This window comes from Arthrobacter sp. 147(2020) (assembly GCF_013116715.1).
GTDB lineage: Bacteria > Actinomycetota > Actinomycetes > Actinomycetales > Micrococcaceae > Arthrobacter_D.
The window spans coordinates 64404-88856 of record NZ_JABFOM010000010.1 but is presented as its reverse complement, the minus strand read 5'-3'; the positions used below and the strand labels follow the sequence as shown (position 1 = coordinate 88856).

Annotated in this window: 20 protein-coding genes; 5 read left to right on the top strand and 15 right to left on the bottom strand. The window is 66.3% G+C overall.

The features are described from left to right. Window position 1: 1 nt before the first annotated feature. The 5 genes from HMI58_RS09295 to HMI58_RS09275 all read right to left on the bottom strand — a co-directional run bounded on the left by HMI58_RS09295 (window position 2) and on the right by HMI58_RS09275 (window position 5414). On the bottom strand, window positions 2-1543 hold the full coding sequence (locus HMI58_RS09295; RefSeq protein ID WP_171619226.1) for an LCP family protein: 1542 nt from the start codon (window positions 1541-1543) through the stop codon (window positions 2-4). A gap of 112 nt (window positions 1544-1655) precedes the next feature. Next, a complete protein-coding gene (gene era / locus HMI58_RS09290) occupies window positions 1656-2585 on the bottom strand; it encodes a GTPase Era (protein WP_171587348.1) in 930 nt (309 codons plus the stop codon). Beyond that, window positions 2582-3898 (bottom strand): hemolysin family protein, encoded by a 1317-nt coding sequence (locus tag HMI58_RS09285; protein WP_171619224.1) that lies wholly within the window; start codon window positions 3896-3898, stop codon window positions 2582-2584. Before HMI58_RS09285 ends, era begins: the two co-directional genes overlap by 4 nt. Then, window positions 3895-4368, bottom strand: a complete 474-nt coding sequence (gene ybeY / locus HMI58_RS09280) for an rRNA maturation RNase YbeY (RefSeq protein ID WP_171587350.1) — start codon at window positions 4366-4368, stop codon at window positions 3895-3897. Before ybeY ends, HMI58_RS09285 begins: the two co-directional genes overlap by 4 nt. After that, window positions 4365-5414: a PhoH family protein gene (locus HMI58_RS09275; RefSeq protein ID WP_171619222.1), complete on the bottom strand. Its 1050-nt coding sequence runs from the start codon at window positions 5412-5414 to the stop codon at window positions 4365-4367. Before HMI58_RS09275 ends, ybeY begins: the two co-directional genes overlap by 4 nt. Window positions 5415-5747: 333 nt before the next feature. On the opposite strand from HMI58_RS09275, the gene HMI58_RS09270 reads away from it, so the two are divergent. Further along, complete coding sequence (locus HMI58_RS09270; RefSeq protein ID WP_171619220.1) at window positions 5748-6719, top strand: GerMN domain-containing protein; 972 nt, start codon at window positions 5748-5750, stop codon at window positions 6717-6719. Between the two features lie 10 nt (window positions 6720-6729). Here HMI58_RS09270 and HMI58_RS09265 read toward each other — a convergent pair whose 3' ends face one another. The 3 genes from HMI58_RS09265 to hrcA all read right to left on the bottom strand — a co-directional run bounded on the left by HMI58_RS09265 (window position 6730) and on the right by hrcA (window position 9734). Further along, window positions 6730-7485 carry a 16S rRNA (uracil(1498)-N(3))-methyltransferase gene (locus HMI58_RS09265; RefSeq protein ID WP_171619218.1) on the bottom strand — a complete coding sequence of 252 codons (756 nt, stop codon included), beginning with the start codon at window positions 7483-7485 and terminating at the stop codon, window positions 6730-6732. Between the two features lie 2 nt (window positions 7486-7487). Then, a complete protein-coding gene (gene dnaJ / locus HMI58_RS09260) occupies window positions 7488-8615 on the bottom strand; it encodes a molecular chaperone DnaJ (RefSeq protein WP_171619215.1) in 1128 nt (375 codons plus the stop codon). A gap of 105 nt (window positions 8616-8720) precedes the next feature. Beyond that, window positions 8721-9734, bottom strand: a complete 1014-nt coding sequence (gene hrcA, locus HMI58_RS09255) for a heat-inducible transcriptional repressor HrcA (RefSeq protein ID WP_171619213.1) — start codon at window positions 9732-9734, stop codon at window positions 8721-8723. A gap of 149 nt (window positions 9735-9883) precedes the next feature. On the opposite strand from hrcA, the gene HMI58_RS09250 reads away from it, so the two are divergent. Both HMI58_RS09250 and HMI58_RS09245 read left to right on the top strand, forming a co-directional pair. Further along, on the top strand, window positions 9884-10729 hold the full coding sequence (locus HMI58_RS09250; RefSeq protein ID WP_171619250.1) for a DUF3097 family protein: 846 nt from the start codon (window positions 9884-9886) through the stop codon (window positions 10727-10729). A 110-nt stretch (window positions 10730-10839) separates the two neighbouring features. Next, on the top strand, window positions 10840-11271 hold the full coding sequence (locus HMI58_RS09245; RefSeq protein ID WP_225668000.1) for a DUF4870 domain-containing protein: 432 nt from the start codon (window positions 10840-10842) through the stop codon (window positions 11269-11271). Between the two features lie 49 nt (window positions 11272-11320). Here the strand turns inward: HMI58_RS09245 and hemW are convergent, their stop codons facing one another. Together hemW and lepA are read right to left on the bottom strand one after the other, a co-directional pair. After that, window positions 11321-12550 (bottom strand): radical SAM family heme chaperone HemW, encoded by a 1230-nt coding sequence (hemW, locus tag HMI58_RS09240; RefSeq protein WP_171619211.1) that lies wholly within the window; start codon window positions 12548-12550, stop codon window positions 11321-11323. Between the two features lie 2 nt (window positions 12551-12552). Then, on the bottom strand, window positions 12553-14406 hold the full coding sequence (gene lepA, locus HMI58_RS09235; RefSeq protein WP_171587358.1) for a translation elongation factor 4: 1854 nt from the start codon (window positions 14404-14406) through the stop codon (window positions 12553-12555). A 186-nt stretch (window positions 14407-14592) separates the two neighbouring features. On the opposite strand from lepA, the gene HMI58_RS09230 reads away from it, so the two are divergent. Together HMI58_RS09230 and rpsT are read left to right on the top strand one after the other, a co-directional pair. Then, entirely contained in the window at window positions 14593-15090 is a 498-nt protein-coding gene (locus HMI58_RS09230) for a type II toxin-antitoxin system PemK/MazF family toxin (RefSeq protein ID WP_171619209.1), read from the top strand. A gap of 255 nt (window positions 15091-15345) precedes the next feature. Then, complete coding sequence (gene rpsT, locus HMI58_RS09225; protein ID WP_171587360.1) at window positions 15346-15606, top strand: 30S ribosomal protein S20; 261 nt, start codon at window positions 15346-15348, stop codon at window positions 15604-15606. A gap of 168 nt (window positions 15607-15774) precedes the next feature. On the opposite strand, the gene holA is transcribed toward rpsT, so the two are convergent. From holA to leuS, 5 genes are all read right to left on the bottom strand, one after another. After that, on the bottom strand, window positions 15775-16740 hold the full coding sequence (holA, locus tag HMI58_RS09220) for a DNA polymerase III subunit delta (RefSeq protein ID WP_171619248.1): 966 nt from the start codon (window positions 16738-16740) through the stop codon (window positions 15775-15777). A 96-nt stretch (window positions 16741-16836) separates the two neighbouring features. Continuing rightward, window positions 16837-19575, bottom strand: coding sequence for a ComEC/Rec2 family competence protein (locus tag HMI58_RS09215; protein WP_171619207.1), 2739 nt, complete (start codon window positions 19573-19575; stop codon window positions 16837-16839). Window positions 19576-19600: 25 nt separating this feature from the next. Beyond that, window positions 19601-20524 (bottom strand): ComEA family DNA-binding protein, encoded by a 924-nt coding sequence (locus HMI58_RS09210; RefSeq protein ID WP_171619205.1) that lies wholly within the window; start codon window positions 20522-20524, stop codon window positions 19601-19603. 72 nt (window positions 20525-20596) lie between these two features. Next, window positions 20597-21679, bottom strand: coding sequence for a DegV family protein (locus HMI58_RS09205; RefSeq protein WP_225668001.1), 1083 nt, complete (start codon window positions 21677-21679; stop codon window positions 20597-20599). 3 nt (window positions 21680-21682) lie between these two features. After that, window positions 21683-24181: a leucine--tRNA ligase gene (leuS, locus tag HMI58_RS09200; protein ID WP_318779172.1), complete on the bottom strand. Its 2499-nt coding sequence runs from the start codon at window positions 24179-24181 to the stop codon at window positions 21683-21685. Window positions 24182-24453 lie beyond the last annotated feature (272 nt).

Here is a 24453-nt window from a genome sequence, read left to right as displayed (position 1 = left end):
GCTACGAGCCGAACGATGACTGGCAGGTCACCTGGTCAGCAGTCTGGCCTGAGAGTTCGGGCGGCAGCCCTTCCGTCGTGACGGTGCTGCCGCTGGTGAAGTCGGCGCCCACGCTGAGGGCGAGCCCTACGGTGGCCGGGCTGGCCAGCACCTGCACCTCGGCGAGCCCGAACAGTTCCGCTACTGATGCCGCGATCGCCTCGTAGCCGGGGCCGACGAACAGCTGGGTCGCTGGCGTTTCGGTGTCCTCGCTGACCACTGTCTGGGTGTAGCCCTCACCTTGCAACAGCTCCAGGATTTCCTCACCCCGGTCGGTTTCGCCTGAGGAGTCGATGACGGTGAACGGGACTGCTGCGGGATCGAAGTCTGGTTCCGGCTCGGCGGACGGCTCGTCGCCGGCCTCCTGCGTCGCGTCACCCGAGGCTGACGGCTCGGGTGAGGCTGAGGGCTCGGGGTCCGCGGCGTCGATGATGCTGCGGTCGTCCACGAGGGTCTCGAACAGTTCAGCGGCGCGTTCCTCGTCAGGGATCAGCCGGTTCAGATCGGGCTCGTAGGGCAGGACGGGCATCGTCACAAACGCCACCTTCGCCAGGTCGACGTCCTTCAGGCGATCGGCCAGGCGCAGCAGATCGGGAATCTGGCTCAGCCCGTCGTCGACGGTGAGGTTTTTGGTAATGGTTTCGGCGATGGCGTACATCCGGGGAAGGTTGTTGAGGGTTCCCTCCTCGGTGATTTTGCGGGCCATCGACGCCATGAACGACTGTTGTGCCCGGATTCTGCCCTCGTCGCCGCCGTCTGCAAACCCGTGGCGGGTCCGCAGGAAGGCCAGCGCCTGTTCACCCTCCACCTCGGAGGTGCCAGCGGGGAGGCTGAGGCCTGAGTAGGTGTCTTCGATCGCCTGGTTCACGCACACCTCGACACCGCCAAGGGTCGAGGAGAGTTCCTTCACTGCCTTGAAATCGGCCATCATGAAGTGGTCGATCTTCAGGCCCGTCAGTTCGTTGATCGCGGCGACGGTGCAGCCGGGCCCGCCATTGCCGAGCGCCCCGTTGAGCATCGCCAGGTCCTGCGCCGGGCTGAGCGTGCCGGTTTCCGGGTCGAGGCAGGCCGGAAGCGGCACCAGAAGGTCACGGGGAAAGCTGACCATCGTGACGTTCTCCCGGTCAGCTGACAGGTGCATCAGCATCATGACGTCGGAGTTGCCGGTCTCCGTGGTGAATTCCTCGCCGCCGTACGCGGCGTTCTCGGAGCCTTCCCGGGTATCGGTCCCCAGGATCAGGATTTGCACCGGGTCCCTGTCGATGTTCGCAGTGTCGTCGTCGTCCTGGTCGGTGCTCAGGTTTAGCGGCTGGGTCACCACGTTGCCCTGCAGCCTGATCAGCTGGACGGAGGCGAACCCTGCACCGGCAACGAGGATCGTGGCCAGGGCTGCGGCAATGACCTTAAGGAGGGTCTGGGAGGCCGGCCGGCCGAGGTGGCGCCCACCCGGAGACGCCGCAGCACCCTCAGCGGGGTGGCCAGCATCGGCGGATGGACGACTCATAGGGTGCGGCCCTTTCGAAGAATTCGGTCAATTGTGGCTGGTGGACTGTGGCAAAGCAAACCAGTCCCGGCTTCTCTCAGTCAACGACTGCTGGTGCCGGGTAGTGCCCGGTCTAGAAGCCCAGCCGTACCAGTTGCTTGGGGTCGCGCTGCCAGTCCTTGGCAATTTTCACGTGCAGATCGAGGTAGATCCGCGTACCCAACAGGGCTTCGATGCTCTTGCGCGCGTTGGTGCCGACCTCCCGGAGGCGGGCGCCGCCCTTGCCGATGATAATTGCCTTCTGGGAGGAGCGCTCAACGAAAAGGTTCACCCGGACGTCGAGCAGCTGGTTGTCAGCGCTGCGGCCTTCCCGGGGAACGATCTCATCGACAACCACGGCCAACGAGTGCGGCATCTCATCGCGGACACCCTCCAGGGCTGCTTCCCTGACCAGTTCCGCGACCATGACGGCCTCCGGTTCGTCGGTCAGCGCGCCACCCGGGTACAGGGGCGGGGATTCTGGCATGTGGGACGCGAATACGTCGCCCACCGTCTCGACCTGGAACCCGTCGGCCGCGGAGACCGGGACCACGTCCGCCCAGCCGGCCTCGCCGAGCACTTCCTCGCCAAGGGCCACGACAGCCATCAGCTGACGGGTCAGGGCGGCACGGTCCACCAGGTCGGTCTTGGTGACGACGGCGATCAGCGGCTTCCGCTGCAGGCGGGACAACTGCGCGGTGATGAACTTGTCGCCCGGCCCGATCGGCTCGTTGGCGGGGATGCAGAAACCGATTGCGTCCACTTCGGCGAGGGTGTCCGCCACGAGGTCGTTCAGTCGCTGGCCCAGGAGAGTGCGGGGCCGGTGCAGGCCCGGCGTGTCAACGAGGATCAGCTGGGAGTCCTCCCGGTGCACGATCCCCCTGATGGTGTGCCGGGTGGTCTGCGGCTTGGACGAGGTGATGGCAACCTTCTGTCCCACCAGCGCGTTGGTCAGTGTCGATTTGCCAGCATTCGGGCGCCCGACCAGGGATACGAACCCGGCCCGGTGATTGCGTTCGCTCATGATGTTCCGCCGTGTCCTTGAAGTTGTGCGGGATTTCGGTCCCGGCCGTCGTCGTCGTGCGCGGGCTCCCGCTTCCACACAATGATGTGCGATACCCGGTTTCTGCGGCCCTCAACCCGTTCAGCGCGCAGGCCGATACTGCCGACGGTGACCTCGCTGCCCACGATGGGCACCCTGCCAAGGGTCTTCGCGAGCAGGCCGCCGGCCGTGTCCACCTCATCGTCCTCGAGGTCGACGTGGAAGATTTCGCCCAGGTCGTCGATGCCCATCCGGGAGCTGATCCGGTACTCGCCGTTGCCGAGTGGTTCCAGCTCGGGCACCTCGGAGTCGTACTCGTCGACGATTTCGCCGACAATCTCCTCGATCAGATCCTCGAGAGTCACGAGGCCCGCCGTGCCGCCGTACTCGTCGATGACGATGGCGACGTGGGTGGATTCGCGTTGCAGTTCTTGAAGGAAATCACTCACAGGCTTTGATTCGGGGACATAACGCACCGCACGGCAGACGCCGTCCACCGGGTCCGCATCGCGCTCATCGGGCCCGTGCAGCTGGGCGACGACGTCCTTGAGGTAGAGAATGCCGATGATGTCGTCGGCGCTGTCGCCGATGACAGGGATGCGGGAGTAGCCCGAGCGGAGGAACAGGGACATCGCCTGTTTCAGGGTTGAGCCGGTCTCGATGGATACCATGTCCGTGCGCGGCACCATGACCGACCGCACCTTGGTGTCGCCCAGCTCAAACACCGAGTGGATCAGTTCCGCCTCGCTGTCCTCAATCATCTCCGCGTCGTTGGCACGCGAGAGCAGTTCGCGGAATTCCTCTTCAGTGAAGAAGGCCGCCTCGGCGCGTGCCGCTCCTGGGGTGATGGAGCTGCCGAGGGCGACGAGCCAGCGCGGTACCGGTCCGAGGACTCCGCACAGAAACCGGACCAGTCCGGCCGTGGCGGGAACCACAGTGCTGGCATGGGTGCGGCCCAGCTGGCGGGGGGACACCCCTACCAGGACGAACCCGACTGCCGCCATGGTGGCGGTGGCCAAGAGCCCGGCGATCCACACGTTGTCGAGGATGTCGTGGAAGAGGATCGCGACCGCCACTGCGGCAGCCATCTCGAACCAGACACGCCAGAACCGGAGCGCATGCATATGGGCTATGGGCGAGGCGAGGATACCCTCCAGCGCGCGCCCGGATTTGCCCTGCAGCAGCTCTTCGCCCTCCTGGCGGGGCAGGTAACTGAAGGCAGCCTCGGCGGCCGTCACCAGAGCTGCGACAAGGACGAACACCAACGCCATGAGTGCGAGGACCCAAATGATCAACTGACTGTCTCCTCGGGCGCTTTTCCGCCCAGATAATCGGCCAGCAGGCGACGCTGAAGGCCGAACATTTCGGCCTCGTCGTCGGGTTCAGCGTGGTCGTACCCCAACAGGTGCAGTACACCGTGGGTGGTCAGCAGGAGCAGTTCCTCGCCGGTGGAATGGCCGGCTTTCGCGGCCTGGTCCTGCGCCACCTCGGGACAGAGGACCACGTCGCCGAGAACCCCGGCCGGGGTTAGCCGGCCAGCGGTCCCGGGGCGGAGCTCATCCATCGGGAAGGACAGGACGTCAGTCGGGCCCGGCTCGTCCATCCACTCGATGTGGAGTTTCTCCATCGCTACCGTGTCGACGAGAATGATGGACAGCTCCGCCTCGGGGTGGACATACAGGCTGTCCAGCAGGAACCGTCCCAACCGGACCAAATTCTCCTCGTCGGCGTCGATTCCCGATTCGTTGTTGACCTCGATGCTCATGCCTTGCCTCCCGCGTGTGCCCGCGGTCCGCGGTGGTCGCGGGCAGTCGACGCCCGCTGGTTTTCGTCCCAGACGCTGTAGGCCGTGACGATGTCCCCGACCAGCCGGTGCCTGACGACGTCGGAGGCGTCGAGGGTGCGGAAGCTGACGTCGTCGACACCCTGGAGGATCTCGCTGACCACGCGGAGGCCTGAGTTGGTCCCACCGGGGAGGTCCACCTGGGTGATGTCGCCGGTGACCACCATCTTGGAGCCAAAGCCGAGACGGGTGAGGAACATTTTCATCTGCTCGGGCGTGGTGTTCTGCGCCTCGTCCAAAATGATGAACGCATCGTTGAGGGTGCGCCCGCGCATGTAGGCCAGCGGGGCCACCTCGATGGTGCCCGCAGCCATCAGCCGGGGAATGGTGTCGGGGTCCATCATGTCGTGGAGGGCGTCGTACAGCGGCCTCAGGTACGGGTCGATCTTGTCGCTGAGGGTGCCGGGCAGGAACCCCAGCCGCTCCCCCGCTTCCACCGCCGGGCGGGTGAGGATGATCCGGTTGACTTCCTTGTGCTGCAGAGCCTGCACGGCCTTGGCCATGGCCAGATAGGTTTTGCCGGTACCGGCCGGGCCGATCCCGAACACTACTGTGTGCCGGTCGATGGCCTCGACATAGTCGCGCTGGTTGAGCGTCTTGGGCCTGATGGTCCTGCCGCGGGACGAGAGGATGTTCATGGTCAGCACGTCTGACGGGCTGCTGACCGACTGGTCCTTCAGCATCGAGAGGAGCTGCCGGAGAACCTGCGGATTGACTGTGGTGTTGTTCGCGGCGAGGGTGCGGATCTCGGAGATCAGCCGTTCCGTGCGTGACACGTCCACGGCAGGTCCCGTGATGGACAGCTCATTGCCCCTGACATGGAGGTTGACCCCCACGAAGGTGCTCTCGATCAGCCGCAAGGCTTCATCGTTCGTTCCCAACGCCTGAACCATCTGTTCCGTCGAATCGAAGTGGATCACCACTGTGTCCAGACCCACTGCGCTAATGCCAACTGAAGAATCGGTCATATAATCGGCCTTCGCGGCCTTCCATCTCTCCTTGAATCGGTAACTGACGGCACGACCGTCCGCAGCCAATCTTACGTCACCTGTTCCCCTCCCGAGGAGTTTCCACTCCTGGCTGATCCGCCGGATCGGTGGCCCATTGGCGTGCTCAGGAAGCAGTTGGTCACTACCGGGCAACGGCACGGTTTCAATACTGTCTCAGTCCTGTGACGACTTGGCTACACCCCGTCTGGGCCCGGTGGGCGTATGTAAAGCTGGAAGACGTTGCTCCAGCGCACTACCGCGGGCGACGACCTTCAACATGGATGCGCGGCACAGGGAAAGGACAGGACGCAGATGGAGTGGTCCTTTCAGCCTGGCGATCATCGGCGCGGACGGGGGCGGGCCCTAACGGCGACGGCACTGCTCTCGCTGGCGGGTCTCGGCCTGACCGGCTGCACCCCGGTGGACGGCACCGACGCCGCGACGTCCCTTCCCGCACAGGCGAGCACCGTGACGGGCCCGACGTCGGTCCCCCACTCGGCGGTCCCACCCGCCACAGCCACCGGCGGCAACCTGCTACCCGTCTACTGGATGGGCGACAACAACGGCAGCATCCTGCTGTACCGCGAGTTCCTCAAAGGTGAGCAGGGCGGGGATCCGATCGCCGCGGCGGTGCAGGCCATGACCACCAGCGCACCCCTGGATCCTGATTACTTCGGCCCGTGGTCACCGGCCGGCACAGTCAGCGCGTCAATTTCTCCCGGCAACATCATCACCGTCGACATGTCCCGTGATGCGTTCGGCACGCGGATCGATGAGGGCTCCGCGTACCGTGCGGTGCAGCAGCTCGTCTACACAGCCACCGCGGCGGCCGCCAGCTCGGGGCTCGTGTCCGGCGGCGATCCCAGCAGCGTGGTGATCCTGGTCGACGGGGAGACCGGGTTCAACGCCTTTGGTCACATCGAATTGGGCGGCCAAATGCAGCGTGACACGGCGCTGATGGCCCCAATCTGGGTGATCGAGCCGCAGCATGGCGAGGTTCGCGACCAGCCAGAAATCACCGTATCCGGCAGCGGTGTCTCCGACGACGCCGTGCTGTACTGGCGGATCGATGAGGTGGTCGGCGCCGACCTCAAGCCGCACCGAAGCGGGACCGTGGGGCTGGATGAGGGCCCGGGCTCCCCCGGCCTCTTCGAATTCACCGTCGCCCTGGAGCCGGGTGAATACGAGGTAACCGTCTTTGACCGCCCCGCGGCTGACCAGGACAACCCGGATCAGGACAATAAGGAACTCAACGCTGACACCAAGCGCTTCGACCTGGACTAGAGGGGCGCCGCTACCAGCGGCCGAGCAGCTGGTTCAGCACCGCCAGCGCGGCTGGACCGGCGGTGGAGGAACGCAACACATGGTCTCCCATTCGCACCGCATGGGCCCCGTTCGAGGTGAACAACTCCAGTTCGGCGGCGCTGATTCCGCCTTCCGGCCCCACGACGATCGCGACAGTGCCGGGCACCGCACCGTCAGCTGGCCTGAGGAACGTTCCCAGCCCGTCCACGGCTTCCTCGTGCAGAATCAGCGCCAGGTCCACGCCCGCCAACCAGCCGGCGAGGGACCTGCTGTCATGCAGGCTGTGCACCTCGGGGAGCCGCGCCCGACGCGACTGCTTACCAGCACCCCAGACGGTGGACTCCCATTTCTGCTGCCCCTTGACGGCCTTCTCGGCACGCCAGCGGACAATGCTGCGGTCTGCCTGCCAGGGCAGCACGGCATCCACGCCCAGCTCGGTGGCGGCCTCAACCGCCTGCAGGTCGCGGTCCCCCTTGGCCAGTGCCTGGACGAGGACCAGCGTCGTGGCGGGGGCCGGCTCGTCCTCGACAGTGCTGACTTCAAGGGTGACACTCTGGCCGCTGCTCTCGGCGACGGTCCCCGTGAGCCTGCGTCCGCGCCCATCGGCGACATCGATGGCCTCGCCCACGGTGACCCGTTTCACCGTCGCGGCGTGGCGCGCCTCCGGACCGGTCAGGACGAAGCGGGACCCGGGAGCGGCGGCGGAGACGGCGTTGGGGTCGCCGAAGTACAGTGCGTTGCTCACGCCTAGAGGTTACCCAGCCGCTCTCGCAGCTTCGCGAAGACCCCTGAGCCGTTGCTGGCCAGCTGTCCCTCAACGAACTCTTCGCCGCGTAGTTCGGCAAGCTTGCGCAGCAGTTCCTCCTGCGCCTGGTCGACGTTGCGGGGGGTTTCGACGTTCAGGTGCACCTTGAGGTCGCCGCGCCCGTAACCGCGCAGGTGGGTCACTCCCAGCCCGCGTAGAGTCACGATCTCACCCGACTGGGTCCCCGCCTTGATACCCAGCTCCTGGTCACCGTCGAACGAGGCGAAGTTCAGGGTGGTACCGAGGGCGGCAGCGGTCATGGGGACGCTGAGGGTGACGTGCAGGTCGTCTCCCTCGCGGAGGAACGTGGGGTCCGGGTTGACCCGGATTTCCACATACAGGTCACCCTGCGGCCCGCCGGCCATGCCGGCTTCGCCTTGGCCGCCGAGCTGGATACGGGTCCCGGTGGAGACACCCGCCGGCACCTTGATGGTGAGGCTGCGGCGGCTGCGGACCCGGCCGTCGCCGTTGCATTCGTGGCAAGGGTTGGGGATTACTGTGCCGAAGCCCTGGCAGGTGCCACAGGTGGCGCTGGTCATGACCTGGCCCAGAATGGACCGGACGGCCCGCTGTACCTGGCCTGATCCACCACAGATGTCGCAGGTCCGCGGCGAGGTGCCGGGCTGGCAGCAGGAACCGTCACAGGTGGGGCAGACCGCTGCGGTGTCGACGTCGATCTTCTTGTTGATCCCGAACACGGCGTCGACCAGGTCGATCCGGACCGCAATGAGCGCGTCCTGACCCCGGCGGGTGCGCGACGGCGGTCCGCTGGGTCCGCCGCCGCCGAAGAAGGTCTCGAAGATGTCCTGGAACGCAAAGCCCGGGCCGGCGTGTCCGCCACCGAAACCGTTATCGGTCCCGTTCTCGTTGCCCGTGGTGTCATACACCCGGCGCTTCTGTGGGTCGGACAGCACCTCGTAGGCGCGGGTGACCAGCTTGAACTCCTCCGACGCGTCCGGCCCCGTATTGACGTCCGGGTGAAGTTTCCGCGCCAGCTTGCGATAGGCCTTCTTGATCTCCTCGCCGCTCGCATCGCGGTTCACACCGAGGACTTCATAGTGATTACTCACTCCTGCACTTCACTTCCTGTGTCACTGGTCGAGGTGGGGCAAAAGCGCCCCACCTTCGAAAGGTTCGGTTCTTGCCTTCAAAGTTCCTGCGTGTCGGGTGCCCGGCTAGTCCGTCAGGATCCGGGACAGATAGCGGGCCACCGCGCGTACCGCCGACATCGACGTGGGATAGTCCATCCGGGTAGGTCCGAGGACTCCCACTTTCGCCAACGAGTCGGGGCCGTACCCGGTGGCAATCACCGATGCTTCGGCGAGGCCTCCGTGGGGGTTTTCCCGCCCGATCCGCACCGACACGCCAAATGCATCGTGTTTCATTTCGGAGAGGAGGCGGAGCATGACCACCTGTTCCTCAAGTGCTTCCAGCACGGGGCCGATGCTCAAGGGAAAGTCTACGGTGGATCGGGCAAGGTTGGCTGTACCTGCCATCACAATCCGGTCTTCGCGGTTGATCCCGGCGAGCTGCTCGAGGGTCCGCGCCAGGACAGTGCCGGCCCTGCGCTGCTGAAACGGCAGCGCTGCCACAGCCAGCGCCAGTTCCTGCGGGAGGAACGTCAGCTTCGTCCCGGCCACCGAGCCGAGGAAATGCTGCCGGAGTTCGGCGAGGCTGTTCTCGGGGACGGGCTCGGGCAGGGGCACCACACGCTGCTGTACGGTGCCGTTCGTGGCGATCAGGACCACCAGCACCTGGTTTGGCGCCAGCAGGACGAACTCGAGGTGCCGGACGGCGGCGCTCCCCAGATGGGGGTACTGCACCACTGCCACCTGGTTGGTGAGATGGGACAGCAACCGGACGGTGCGGTCCATCACGTCATCGAGATCCTCAGCTCCCTCCAGCAGCGTCTGGATGGCGCGTTTCTCTGGCGCGGACAACGGCTTGACCTCGGAAATCTGGTCGACAAAGAGGCGATAGCCCTTGTCGGTGGGGATCCGGCCGGAACTGGTGTGGGGCGCCGTGATCAGCCCCTCTTCCTCCAGCACCGCCATATCGTTGCGGATGGTGGCCGATGAGACACCCAGTTGATGCCGCTCCACCAGGGCCTTCGATCCAACAGGCTCCCGGGAATGCACATAGTCCTCGACGATGGCACGCAGTACTTCCAGTCGGCGTGGTTCGCTCACTTTTCACCTCCGAACATGGTTCCTTGACTCTTCCAACGGATCTGGCACTCGACACGCCCAAGTGCCAAGTCTAGTACTTTCCGATGAATTGTTAGCATTGAAATCCCTGGCCGGACTGTCCAGCGGTGAGCCGGGAAGCGAGTATGACGATGTCCAGTTACGAATGGGGAGCACAGGACATTTCGGCTCCCCGCAGTGGCCCCCTGCCCAAGATTCCGGTCAGCGCTGGGCTGGTCCTGGAAGACGTCCAGAGCGGCTACGTCGGCGCGGTGGTCCGGGTGGAGAAATCCGGTGGCATGCACGTCATGGTGTTGGAGGACCGCCGCGGCAGGCTCAAGACCTTCCGCCTCGGGTTCGGTTTCCATGTGGATGGTTCGCCCGTGGAGATCGTCGCCCCAGCGGTGGCGCCGGCCGCTCCCGCGCGCCGGGTGACGGCGTCGGGATCCGTGAAGGTGGACGGTGCCCGGGCGCGCACAGCCCGCGCCAGCCGGATCTGGGTCGAAGGCCAGCATGATGCCGAACTCATCGAGAAGGTGTGGGGTGATGACCTGCGCCTCGAGGGTATCGTCGTTGAGCCGCTTCACGGAGTCGAGGACCTCGCCGGGATGATCCGGGCCTTCGCCCCCGGACCCCATCGACGGCTTGGCATCCTCGTCGACCACCTGGTCACCGGATCCAAGGAGCAGCGCATCGCACAAGAGGCGATGAAGGTCCCGGGGGCCGCCGCCAACGTTCTCATCGTCGGACACCCCTATGTAGACGTGTGGCAGGCCATCAAGCCCGCAGCCGTCGGATTGACCGCCTGGCCGGTGGTGCCGCGGGGCCAGGACTGGAAGACCGGCATCCTGGCGGGGCTCGGGTGGCCCAACTCCGACAAGGCAGCCATCGCGCACGGCTGGAAGCGCCTGCTCGGCTGCGTCACCAGCTATGCCGACCTGGAACCGTCACTGCTGGGGCGGGTGGAGGAAGTGATTGACTTCCTGACCGATCCTTAGGATTTCCGGTCGGGGCGACTGATCCGCAGTGCACGATTGCTGGGCAACGACGTACTCTAGTGAGGAAGGCCCCTGCCCCGGCGGCCCCGAAAGCAATGAAGGATGTCCAGTTGTCTAACCCCGCCGACCAGCCCAAGCAGCACGGATCCGCGGAGGGCCACGGCCAGCCCTCGTCCGCATTTGAGGGCGTCCCGGCGAATGCGCTGCCCCTGACCGCGTCCGAAGACCGGCAGTGGGCAACCTTGGCACACTTCGGCGGAATCCTGGGGTTCATTCCTTCACTGCTGATCCTGCTCATCTTCAAGGACCGCGGCCCGTTCACCGCCCAGGAGGCGCGGGAGGCATTCAACTTCACCTTCCCGCCAACGCTGCTCGCGTTTGCGGCCTGGCTGCTGTCCCTGCTGCCCACGGTTGGCGGTCTGTTCGCCGTCGTCAATGCACTGATCTGGGTGGCCATCGCGCTGTCGTCGGTAGTTGCCGGGATCCAGGTCAACCGCGGCCGGCCCTACCGTTACACGGTGAACCTCCGACTCTTCAAGTAGGCAAGTATTCCGGCACTGCCGGTCGGCGGGAAGCGCGCCGGTCAATCAGTCAGTCGGGTAGCAACCTGCGGACCACCGCGTCGGCGAGCAGCCGGCCGCTGGCAGTCAGGGTAATGGTCCCACCGAACGCGGCGGCCGGATCCACCAGCGAATCGGCGATCAGCCCGGCCACCGCCAGGCGGCCTTCCGGACGCAGAGCACTGGTAGGCAGACCCTCGCGAAGCCTGGCGCGGAGCATCACGTCCTCAACGTACCGGGTGTCGTCGTCGAGAATTTCCCGGCCCGCAGCCGGCGATACGCCCGTGGACAGCCGCTGTGCGTAGGCGGTGGGATGCTTCACGTTCCACCATCGCACACCCCCCACATGTGAGTGGGCGCCGGGACCGGCACCCCACCAATCGTCGCCCCGCCAGTAGGCAAGGTTGTGGCGGCACTCGTCCTCGGGAGTGCGCGCCCAGTTGCTGACCTCGTACCAGCTCAGCCCGGCGGCGGCCATGGCCTGCTCGGCCAGGGCGTACTTCTCGGCATGGTCGTCGTCGTCGATGTCGGGCACCTGGCCCCGGCGGATCCGCGCGGCAAGCTTGGTGCCATCCTCGATAATCAGCGCATAGGCGGAGACGTGGTCCGGCCCGTAGGACAGGGCTGCGTCGAGGGACCGCTGCCAGTCCGCTGCACTCTCCCCTGGTGTGCCGTAGATGAGGTCCAGGCTGACGCGCAGCCCGGCATCCCGGGCCCATTGGACGGCCAACGGCACCCGCTCGGGCGAGTGGGTGCGGTCCAGCACTTCCAGGACGTGGGGCACCGCCGACTGCATGCCGAAGGACACCCGGGTGAAGCCTGCCTCGGCCAGCACTGCAAGCGATTCGGGGGTGACCGAGTCGGGGTTAGCCTCGGTGGTCACCTCGGCGCCGGGGGCTAGCCCCCAGTGCCCGACGGCGGTCCTCAGCACTGACGCGAGGTCCTCGGCAGGGAGCAGGGTGGGGGTGCCGCCGCCGAAGAAGATCGTTGACAGGGGCCGCGCAGCAGTGCCCGACTCGGTCAGGACGCGGCCGGCAAGGTCCAGTTCAGCGCTGACCGTCGCCGCGTACCGGTCCTGGGACGCGCCGCCGCCCAACTCGGTCGCGGTGTAGGTATTGAAGTCGCAGTACCCGCACCGCACAGCGCAGAACGGAATGTGGACGTAGAGCCCCAGCTTGCGCTCGGCGCTGCCGACCGCAGCCTGTTCCGGTAGCAGGCCGTTCTCCGGCGAGGGCAGGCCAAGAGGGAGGGCACTTGGCATTGCTACTTCTTGACCTTGTCCTTGGATTCGTCGGTGGTGAGGGCAGCAATGAAGGCTTCCTGGGGAACTTCTACCCGTCCCACCATCTTCATCCGCTTCTTGCCTTCCTTCTGCTTCTCGAGCAGTTTGCGCTTACGGGTGATGTCGCCGCCGTAGCACTTTGCAAGGACGTCCTTGCGGATGGCCCTGATGCTTTCGCGGGCGATGATCCGTGAGCCAATCGCGGCCTGGATGGGAACCTCGAATTGCTGGCGGGGAATGAGCTCGCGCAGCTTGCCGGTCATCATCACGCCGTAGGCGTAGGCCTTGTCGCGGTGGGTGATGGCCGAGAAAGCGTCGACCTGTTCGCCCTGCAGCATGATGTCGACCTTGACCAGATCGGCGGCCTGGTCGCCGTCGGCCTTCCAGTCCAGCGAACCGTAACCACGGGTGCGGGACTTGAGGATGTCGAAGAAGTCGAAGACGATCTCGGCCAGGGGCAGCCGGTACCGGATTTCCACCCGGTCTTCGGAGAGGTAGTCCATGCCGCCCATCACGCCGCGCCGGCTCTGGCACAGTTCCATGATGGCGCCCACAAACTCGGTCGGTGCCAGGATCGTCGCCGCGACCATTGGCTCGCGGACCTCGGCGATCTTCCCGGTGGGGTACTCGCTGGGGTTGGTGACGTGGATGAGCTTCTTGTCCTCAAGCGTCACCTGGTATTCCACGTTGGGTGCGGTGGAGATCAGATTCAGGTTGTGCTCGCGTTCGAGCCGTTCGCGGGTGATCTCCAGGTGCAGGAGGCCGAGGAAACCGACCCGGAACCCGAACCCGAGTGCAGCTGAGGTCTCCGGCTCGTACACCAGCGCAGCGTCGTTGAGCATCAGCTTCTCCAGCGCATCCCTGAGCACCGGGTAGTCGGTGCCATCCAGCGGGTACAGGCCCGAGAAGACCATCGGTTTCGCGTCGGCGTAGCCGGGCAAGGACTCCGTGGCTGGCTTCGCGAGGTTGGTGACGGTGTCGCCGACCTTGGACAGGCGGACGTCCTTCACCCCGGTGATGAGGTAGCCCACCTCGCCGACGCCGAGCCCCTTCGACGGGGTTGGCTCGGGCGAGCTGACGCCGATCTCAAGCAGCTCGTGGCTCGCGCGGGTGGACATCATCTGAATCCGCTCGCGAGGATGCAACATACCGTCCACCACGCGGACGTAGGTGACCACGCCGCGGTAGGTGTCATAGACGGAGTCGAAGATCATGGCGCGGGCCGGTGCGTCGGGGTCGCCAACGGGCGGCGGGAGGTCACGGACAATCTGGTCCAGGAGGGCCTCCACGCCCATGCCGGTCTTGCCGGACACCCGCAGGACGTCCTCGGGTTCGCCGCCGATCAGGCTGGCCAGTTCGGCAGCGTACTTCTCGGGCTGCGCCGCCGGGAGGTCGATCTTGTTCAGCACCGGGATGATGGTGAGGTTGTTTTCCATCGCCAGGTAGAGGTTGGCGAGGGTCTGGGCCTCGATGCCCTGCGCGGCGTCGACGAGCAGGATTGCGCCTTCGCAGGCAGCCAGGGACCGGGACACCTCGTAGGTGAAGTCGACGTGGCCCGGGGTGTCGATCATGTTCAGCGCGTAGCTGACGCCGTCGAGCTCCCACGGCAGCCGGACGGCCTGGGACTTGATGGTGATGCCGCGTTCGCGCTCAATGTCCATGCGGTCCAGGTACTGAGCCTTCATGTCACGCTGCTCAACGACTCCGGTGAGCTGCAGCATCCGGTCCGCCAGGGTGGACTTCCCATGATCGATGTGCGCGATAATGCAGAAGTTCCTGATGATCGCCGGATCAGTGGCGGCGGGCACTGGAGAAGTGCGGGCCTTGGGTGACACTGGACATTCCTTACTGTTGCGAAGGCTGCTGCGCGGCGGCCGTTATAACGACAACGGCCTGGTTCGCCAGCTAAGTAAACTCAGCTGGTACGCGGGTTTTCCTGCACCAGCTGAGTTAACAGTCTCCCATGAGCTGGTGAATGCTCTGGAATCCGCAGCTGACGGTTGAACTGTATTCTGGAGCGCATGCCCTTTGACGCCAGTTCACTGTTGCGGTTTGCCCGTCGCGCCGTCAGGGTGCTCCAGGCCCCGCCGCGACAGGCCAAGCCCCACCGTGCTCCATCGTCCGACCGTATGCCTTCCGCCTACCCGGGCGATTTCACTGGCACCCCCAGGGTTAGCTACGCGCCGAACCCCGACAACCGGCCCGACGCCGGTGAGATTGTCTGGGCGTGGGTTCCCTATGAGGAGGACCACCGGCAGGGCAAGGACCGGCCGGTCCTCCTGATCGGGAAACACGGCGAGAAGCTGCTCGGGCTGATGCTGACCAGCCGCGACAGGAATGGCGCGGACAGCTCCGACCCGGCCTACGTGGACATCGGAGCGGGACCGTGGGACCGCAAGGGCAGGCCCAGCGAGGTGCGAACCGACCGCATCATCCAGCTGGCGCCGGCCGACGTACGTCGGATCGGTGCGGTCCTCCCCCGGGCAGCGTTCGATCGGGTTGTTGCACGACTTAGCTGATCCCGCCCGTACCCGCCGCCGGGGTAAGGCGTGACCCGCCTGCGCTCGTTGGAGGGACTGTCGAGGTTGGCGGCGCGCGCAGCGGGTCGCTGCCGGGACTATTCAGCGCATCTCTGGTAATCTAGACAGCTGTGTGTCCGAGCAGGTCGACGGGCACTTTAGTCCAATCGTCCACGGTATCCCCACGCCGCTCAGTCATTGGTTGAACTGAATTACCCTCACGACCAGTCCGCAATACAAAGAGAGTTTTAATACGTGGCAAATATCAAGTCCCAGAAAAAGCGCATTCTCACCAACGAGAAGGCGCGCCAGCGCAACAACTCGGTTAAGTCCGAGCTGAAGACGGCCATCCGCGCCGTCAACACTGCGATCGGTTCAGCTGACAAGGAGGCTGCTACCAGCCTCATGCAGTCGGCTAGCCGCAAGCTGGACAAGGCAGTCAGCAAGGGTGTCGTGCACAAGAACAACGCAGCGAACCACAAGTCCGCGATCTCGAAGAAGGTCAACGCTCTCTAACCAGAGCCGGACCGTTCGACGATTTCCAGATGGCTGGCCTTCGGGCCAGCCATCTGTCGTTTAACGCTCTTGTCACTGCGCAGCTCGCCCTCCGAGTCGCCCTACCTCACCACTCGGCCGATGGTGCTGGCGGTTCCGGATGGGGCTCTGGAAGTTCTGGGGTTGAAGTCAGCCGCGGCCGGCGAGGGCGATGGTCGTGACGGCGTGCTCGACGGCGTAGACCGGGTCTCGGGAGGCTCCCTTGACCTGCGCGTCCGCCTCAGCGAGCACCTGGATGCACTGCACCAGCCCCTCGGAGCTGAAGCGCTGGGCGTCCCGCCGGGCCTGGTCTACCTGCCAGGGTGCCATGCCGAGTTCCTTCGCCAGCTGGGCTGAGCTCCCCCGCACCTGGTGCACCTTCGCCACCGCACGCACCTTCATGGCCAGAGCCGCGGTCAGGAGCACCGGATCGGCGCCGGTGGCCAGAGCGTGGCGCAGCATCGACAGGGCCTGCCCTCCCCTACCCGCCAAGGCCGCATCGGCCACCTTAAATCCGGTGACCTCCACGCGGCCGCCATAGTATTTCTCGACCGTCTCCTCGGTAATTTCACCGGTGGTGTCGGAGATCAGCTGCTGGCAGGCTGCTGCCAGTTCGGCCAGCTGGGATCCTACGGCTGCCACCAGAGCCCGGAGGGCACCGCCGCCGATCCGCCGCCCCGCGGCCCGGAACTCTTCGACCACGAAGTCGGTCTTGTCCGAGTCCTTCTTCAGCGGCTGGCAATCCACCACAGTGGCTCCCGACGCCTTGATGGCGTCCAGCAGCTTCTTGCCGCGGTTTCCACCACTGTGGTGCATCACCAGCACGACGTCGGGCGCTGGGTCGCTGAGATAGCCGAGCGTGTCCTGCAGGAAGTCGTCGTTCATCTGCGCGAGCCCGGTGACTTCGATGAGCTTCGCCTCGCCGAAGAGGGAGGGACTGCCGTGCAGGGTGAGCTCTCCCACCTCGTACTTGCCGGCGTCCAGTTGCACCACTTCCAGATCGGGCCGGGCGTCCTTGAGGCTTCGCCGGATCCGTTCAACGGCCTGGCCCGCGGCGTACGTTTCCGGTCCGCTGAGGAGCACCACGGGCGCAGGAGTGACAGCGCGCCAGTGCACCCCGGAGGTCCCGGGGCTGTCCCTGCGGGTTGCGGTGGGTCGGGAATTCAAGTGGTGGCTCCTGCATTGATTCAGTGACTGGACCGGTGTCCACGCTCAACTGTGCCACGGGCTGCAGCTGCGGCAAAGCGGGACGGCGCGGCGTCGTCGGACGCGCAACGAGTTGTCCTGGATCGAGACCAGGAACGAGCCCAGCTCATCAGTTCGGGCCACGGCAATCCCCGCCGCAGACAGGCCAGCGGTGATGCTGGGGTGTGGGTGACCGTAGTCATTGTCACGGCCAGCAGAGATCATTGCCAACCGTGGACGGACCGCGCGTGCGAGTTCCAGACCCCCATTCTGCGCACCGTGGTGGGCCACCTTGAGGATCTGCACGCCCCGTTCGACAAGGTCCGGGTTCTCCAGCAGCAGGGCAGCCGCGGCGTCCTCCTCGAGGTCACCGGTCAGGAGGACCGATATGCCGCCGTCGCTGGGCGTGTCGATCGTGACTTCCAGGACCGCGCTTGAGTTGTTCTCAGAGTTGGGCCGGGCGCCCGGCTCCGGCCAGATCACCGTCCAACTGACACGCGCATACCCGTCGTCGCCGTGCGAGCCGCTCATTCCCGCCGTCAGCTTTCCGGGCGGGGCGCTGCTTGCGCCGACGTCAGCTTCGTCACCGGAATCGGGGGCATTGCTGACCACTGCGGTAGTCACTTCTGCGGGAAGGACGGGTTCCGACGTGGAGTACAGAACCCGCTCCACGGTCCGGTCCCTGAAGACTCCCTCGATGCCCCCATAGTGATCGGCATGCAGGTGGGTGAGGACCAGCAGTTCAACGGTGGTGACCGATAGCCGGTCCAGGCAGGCGTCGACGTCGTCAGGCTCCGGACCGGTGTCCACCAGGATTACCTTGTGTTCTCCGGTCCGCACAGCGAAAGCATCACCCTGACCGACATCGCAGGTCGCCAGGTGCCACCGGTTCCCGACATCGCGCTGGAGCGGCCAGAGGAAGACCGCTGCGAGGCCGATCGCGACTCCCCCGGCAATCCAGGCTGCCGCCGTGCCCCTGGACCGTGGCGCATCCCTCGCCGTTGAGGTGGCGGTCCCCGGTCGTGCCCGGCGCCGAAGGGCTGACCAGACTCGCGGCCCCCACACCACCGCCACAATGACGGCAAGCGAGAGCACGCCGGTCAGGACTGCACCGGCTGCGCCGCCCACCCACGGCACCGCAGCGCCGGGAGCTGCGCCGAAGAACCGCGCCACCGAGCCCACCCAGCCGGCGCCCCACCCCGCCACCACTACGAGGGGGATGGCGAGGGGCTCGGCAATCGCGACAAGGGCGACTGCCAGCATTCCCACAATGGTGACCACGGGGACCACAGGGGTGGCCGCAATGTTGGCAGGAAGTGAGTACAGCGGCAGCGTTGGCTGCAGGAGTATGAGGATCGGGGTGCAGCAGAGCTGCGCTGCGATCGGGACGGAGAGCACCTGGGCGGCGGCCACCGGCATGAAACTGCTGAGCCTTGTCGCCAAGACCGGGCCAAACAGGATCAGTCCGGCCGCGGCGGCAACCGACAGCAGGAAGGCGTAGGAGTTGTTCAGCCACGGGTCGGCGGTGAGCAGCACGACGACGGCGAGCAAGAGCAGCGCAAAGGGCACCTTGCCCCGGCCCGTCAGGACCGCGACCACGCCGAGACCGCCCATCACCGCTGCGCGCAACACACTTGGTTCGGGCCGGACCAGGATTACGAAGCCGATCAGCGCAACAATTCCGAGGACGGCAGCCACCAGGCGGGGCGCCCTGAGCGCACGGACAGCGAGGAAAACGAAGACCAGCAGGTAGGTGCAGTTGGCGCCGCTCACAGCGGTCAGATGGGTGAGTCCTGTGGTCTGCATGTCCTGTTCGAGGGTCGGGTCGAGGCCGCCGCGGTCCCCGATCACCATCCCGGGCAGCAGGCCGTCCTGTCCCCCTACCTCCGTTGCGATCCTCACAAAGTTGGTTCGGAGTTGTGCCGGATAGGTGGCAGGTCCTTCCTGGGGGGTGACCCTGGGGCTGGAGTGGGCGATCAGCAGAGCCATGGCCCGGTCACCGGGTTCGGTGGGCAAGAGGCGGCCCGCCGTCCGGATCGTGTCGGAAGCGACCACCTGCTGCCAGGAGGCGGGACCGATCACCACCACCGGTGTTTCGGCGGTGAACGATTCGCCATGCAGGACACCTCCGCTGAGCGTGGCCTCGACCAGGTATCGGTCCTTCCCCGTGTAGCGGTCAGGGCTGATCAGCATCGCGTCGGAGCTGGCTGCCAGGACAGCGGTGATTGACGCCTGCCGCTGCACAGCGTCCGGGACGGGGCCAGCAGTGCGCGCCGCGATGCTGGCGGCGGCGGGCAGGCTGACCAGCGCGGCGACAGCGAAGGGCAGGACAACCAGCCTGGCAACGCGCCTGACCCAGCCGGAGGTCAGGCAGCCGAGACCCCACCCCACAGCCAGTCCCGTAAGAACCAACGCGCAGACAAGCGCGGCGGAGGAGCTCAGCCGGACCACCGCGGCGGCAGTGACCCAGGCTGCCGCGGCAGCTGGCAGGAGGCGATAGTCACCGTGGCGCGACTCCGGCAGGCGCGCCCGTGAGTCCCGGCCGGGTGCAGCAGTCATTCCGGTCACCTGTCCGAGGACCGCGGCCGGCCCGCGCCACAGGAGTCCGCGCTTCGAATCCGGGTTCCGCTGCCGGGCATTGCCGGGGGTGGCCTGCCCGTCGGGGCCAGCCTGCGCGTCAGCATCGATCCGCGTCTTGGCAGCGGGCCGCGGGCCAGGGTCGGTGGCCGCCAGCACATACCTGGTCCAGGGTCGTTGCGCGCTCATCGTCCTGCTCTGGCCAGAGTGATGCTCACACCGTCACCAGTGGCACCAGCGCGGCGAGCATCGCTTGACCGATGCCGGGAACCGCGTCCAGATCCTCGGGACTGCTGAAGCCGCCGTGTTCGGTCCGCCACTCAATGATGCGTTCCGCGAGAACCGGTCCAATCCGCGGCAGTGTTTCGAGTTCAGCGGTGTCGGCGGTGTTGATGTTGATGAGTCCCGGCTGGCCTGGTGGGCCAGACGCCGAAGGGTCGGGACTGCCAGGGCTGCCGGGTCCGGGAAGGGGCGCATCGGCGGCCACCGGCGGAAGCGTTTCGCCCTGCAGCGGCACCCGGATCTGCAGGCCATCCTGGACCGGGGACGCCAGATTGATGGCTGCGAGATCGGCGTCCGGTAACGCTCCCCCGGCCTGCTCCAGGGCCTCGAACACGCGGGAGCCGGCGTCGAGTTCGACAATCCCCGGGCGGCTGACCGCACCCGCCACGTGCACAATGAGCCGCTGGGGATCGGAGCCGGCCGCGTCAGGCGACGCAGTGGTATCAATTGACCCCACCCGCTCCGCCGCTGTGGAAGTGCCGGAAGCTGTGGGACCCGATAGTTCCGCAGTAGCCTCACCTTCCTGCTGTCCGGTGGTCGGGTGATCCAACGCGATCGAGGCCACCTCCGAGGGGGCACCGCCACGCAATAGGAACAGGCCAACGGCCAACGACAGGGCAACACCGAGCGCTACTAGCGCAGCACCGCGGCCGACCGCCCACTGGCGTCCGCGCCCCGGCTGTTCTCGGACGCCTTCCCCTCCCGGTTGCGATTCATCATCGGAGGGGTGGACGTCATCCCTGTCAGGTTCACGATCGTCGAAGGCGACGGGGTCTCCCTGCCGACCCTCACGGTCCTGCGGGAAACTGAACCCGCCCCTCGAGGGAGCGCTGGTGGCCCAGCGGTGTCTGGCCATGCGTGAAGCCTAGGATTCGCCGTCGTGCGGTGGCCTGAAGATGGCGGCCTATGTGCACAAGAGCAGGCGAAGTCAGGCGGGTGTGGAGGACGATTCGGCGTCGTCAATCCGCCCCGCGACGGCGATCGCGATCACCCCGAGCCCCGTGTGGGCGGCCAGGACGGCGGGGAGCTGCGCCAGGACGGTGCGGATCTCCGGGTGGCGCTGCTGGAGGCTCGTCGTCAGTTCCTGCACCTGGGCCTGATTGCCGAAGTAGTGGAGAGCGACAACCGCATCGGGCCGGCCGGCGATGTCCATCTCCACCAGGTCAAGCAGCCGGGCGGTGGCCTTGGCGGTGGATCTGACCTTTTCAAGTGGCAGGATGCGCCCGTCCTGAACACTCAGAATCGGTTTGACCGACAGCAGCGTTCCCAGCATGCTTGCTGCGGCGCCAATCCGCCCACCCTTGCGGAGTTGTTCGAGACTGGGCACCAGGAAGCGGAGCGTCGAGGAGTCGCAGACCGCCTGGGCAACCGCTGCAGCCCCCGCAAGGTCGAGTCCGTCGCGCGCGCCAGCCTGCGCTGCCGCCACACCAAATCCCATCGCCATTCCGACCGTGCGGCAATCGACCACCTCCACCGGGATAGACACGGCCGCGGCGGCCCACCGCGCGGCGTCGGCGGTGCCGGAGAGGTCACCGGAGAGGTGCACCGAGAGAATCCCCGTCACACCCTCAGCTTCAAGCTTCCGGTACACGCTCTCGAACTGACCCGGCGACGGCCTGGAGGTGCGCACCTCTGCGCCCTCCGCCAGCGCCACCGACAGCGGACCGGTGAGGTCGTCGGTGCCTTCGCCGAAGATCCTGCCGGCGATCATCACCGGCATGGGGACGACGACGACGCCGCGGGCGGCACCGCCCGCGGCCAGCCACTCTGGAGGGAGCGCAGCGGCCGAATCGGTGACGACGGCGATTCGCGGCCCCGCACTGGCCTCGGCTGCCGACCGTGATCCGGACGGCCGGACCCAGAGCCGTTCGAGCCACCGCATCGAATACCAGGCCCCCGCGCTGGCCTTGGGCTGCGCTGAGGCTTCCCGTTCCGCCTCAGGCTGCGCCGGATCGCCCTGCGCCGCTTGAAGCGGTATTACGGGAGGCTGCGCTGCTTTGTCGGCCCGCATGGGTTACTCCGGAACGATATTGACCAGCTTGGGAGCCCGCACGATGACGGTCCGGATTCCCCTGCCATCGAGGGTCTTCTGGATCTGCTCGCTGGCCAGGGCCAGTTCGCGCAGTGCATCCTCGGTGATGTCCGGGGAGACTTCCAGCCGGTCACGGACTTTGCCCTGGACCTGGACGACGGCGACCACCGTGTCCTGCACCAACAGTGCCTCGTCCACGGCAGGCCAGCCAGCGGTGGCAACGGAGGCGGGGTGGCCCAGCCGGTTCCACAGGTCTTCGGCCGTGTACGGCGCGAACAGGCTCAGGATGACCGCGACCGCCTCGGTGGCTTCACGAACAGCGGGATCGGCGCCGCCGACGCCCGAGTCGATTGCCTTGCGGGTGGCGTTGACCAGTTCCATCACGCGGGCAATGACCACGTTGAACTTGTTGCCCTGCAGCAGCGCGGCACTGTCAGCAACGGTCCGGTGGGTCACCGACCGCAGCGCCCGGTCGCCGGTGGTCGGGTCGACGTCGGGCGCGCTCGTGACGTCCTGGCCCAGGCGCCAGGCGCGGGCCAGGAACTTCGACGAGCCCGACGGCGAAACATCCGCCCAGTCGACGTCGTCCTCGGGTGGGGAGGCGAACACCATGGTGAGCCGAATGGCGTCGACGCCGAACTTGTCCAGTTGCTGGCTCAGGTTCACACCGTTGCCGAGGGACTTGCTCATGGCCTTGCCGCCGTTGAGGACCTGTCCCTGGTTCAGCAGAGCCGAGAAGGGCTCGGTGAAACCGATCAGGCCCAGGTCGTACAGCACCTTGGTGAAGAACCGGCTGTACAGCAGGTGCAGGATCGCGTGCTCGACGCCGCCCACGTACTGGCCGACCGGCAGCCACCGGTTCACGGCGTCGGTGTCGAACGGTGCATCGGTGGTGTCCGGCGACGCGAACCGCAGGAAGTACCAGGACGAGTCGACGAAGGTGTCCATCGTGTCGGTGTCACGCTTCGCGGGGCCGGCGCACTGCGGGCAGGGCACATTGACCCAGTCCTCGACGGCGGCCAGCGGGGACGTGCCCTTCGGGGACAGGTCGCCGCCGCGCAGGTCTTCCGGCAACGTCACGGGCAGCTGGTCGTCAGGGACAGGGACCTCGCCACACGTGGCGCAGTGGATGATGGGGATGGGGGTACCCCAGAACCGCTGCCGGGACAGCAGCCAGTCGCGCAGGCGGTAGTTGACCGTGTGCTCGCCGGTGCCGTGTTCGGCAACCAGGTTGATCGCGCGGGCTATCGCCTCGTCCTTGCCCAGCCCGTCCAGCTCATCGGAGTTCACCAGCGTGCCATCGCCGGTGGTCGCGATCCCGGATACCGCCGGGTCCTCGGCGCCGGTGTCCACGACCATCCTGACGGGCAGGTCGAAGGCCTTTGCGAAGTCCAGGTCGCGCTGATCGTGCGCGGGCACGGCCATGATGGCGCCGGTGCCGTAGTCGGCCAGCACATAGTCGGCGGCCCAGACGGGCAGCTTCTCGCCGTTCAGCGGGTTGATGGCCCAGCGGCCGGTAAACACGCCGGTCTTCTCGCGCTCGGTGGACTGGCGCTCGATCTCCGACAGGGACTTGATGCCCTCCCGGTAGTCCTCCAGTTCGGCGCGGTGGGACTCGCTCACCAGGTCCAGGGCCAGTGGCGCGTCAGCGGCCACCACAAAGAACGTGGCACCGTGCAGCGTGTCGGGGCGGGTGGTGAACACCGGGACGCTCTGGGCGGGCTTCCCGTCGGTCTCCTCGATCACGAAGTCGACATGCGCGCCCTCGGAGCGGCCAATCCAGTTGCGCTGCATCGCCAGGACGCGCTCGGGCCAGTGGCCCCGCAGCTGGTCCATATCGTCCAGCAGACGGTCAGCGTAATCGGTGATCTTGAAGTACCACTGGTTCAGGCTCTTCTTGGTGACGGGAGTGCCGCAGCGCTCGCAGGCACCGTTGACAACCTGCTCGTTGGCCAGCACCGTCTGGTCCTTCGGGCACCAGTTGACCGGCGAATCCTTGCGGTAGGCCAGTCCCTTCTCGAAGAACCGCAGGAACAGCCACTGGGTCCACTGGTAGTAGCCGGGATCGGACGTGTGCAGCCGGCGCGACCAGTCGACACTGATCGCGTAGCGCCTGAACGAGTTCGCCTGCGTCTCGATGTTCGTGTAGGTCCACTCGGACGGGTGGGCGTTGCGCTGGATGGCGGCGTTCTCGGCGGGCAGTCCGAACGAGTCCCAGCCGATCGGGTGGAGGACGTCGAAGCCCTGCTGACGGTAGTAGCGCGCGACGACGTCGCCCATCGCGAACGCCTCGGCGTGCCCCATGTGGAGGTCACCTGACGGGTACGGGAACATGTCCAGCACGTACCTGCGTTCCCGTGATCCGTCGTCGGCGGGCTTGAACGGCTGGAGCCGGTCCCACTCCGCGGGCCATCGGGCTTCGATGTCGGCGAAACTGTAGGTGTTCTCGTCCGGTTGCCCGGCGTCGGCTTGCGTGCTCACTATCGTTGCCCTGTCCTCTTGATCAATTGCCCCTAGACACACAAAAGCCCCTCGTCCAGGGAGGGGCATGCCGCACGGTAGACCGTGCGGCTAGCTAAGGAGTTGTACTACAGACATGCATCCACTCTAGCGCAGATTGGCGTTCCCAAACCCGCCACGCGGGTTACGATAATTCTGGTATGCGAGCCCACGGGACGCGCAGACCGCGCCGAGGCGGAATGCGCCCCCGGCTGATCGGCCACCGGCCCCGCAAGGGGAATACCCACCTGAGA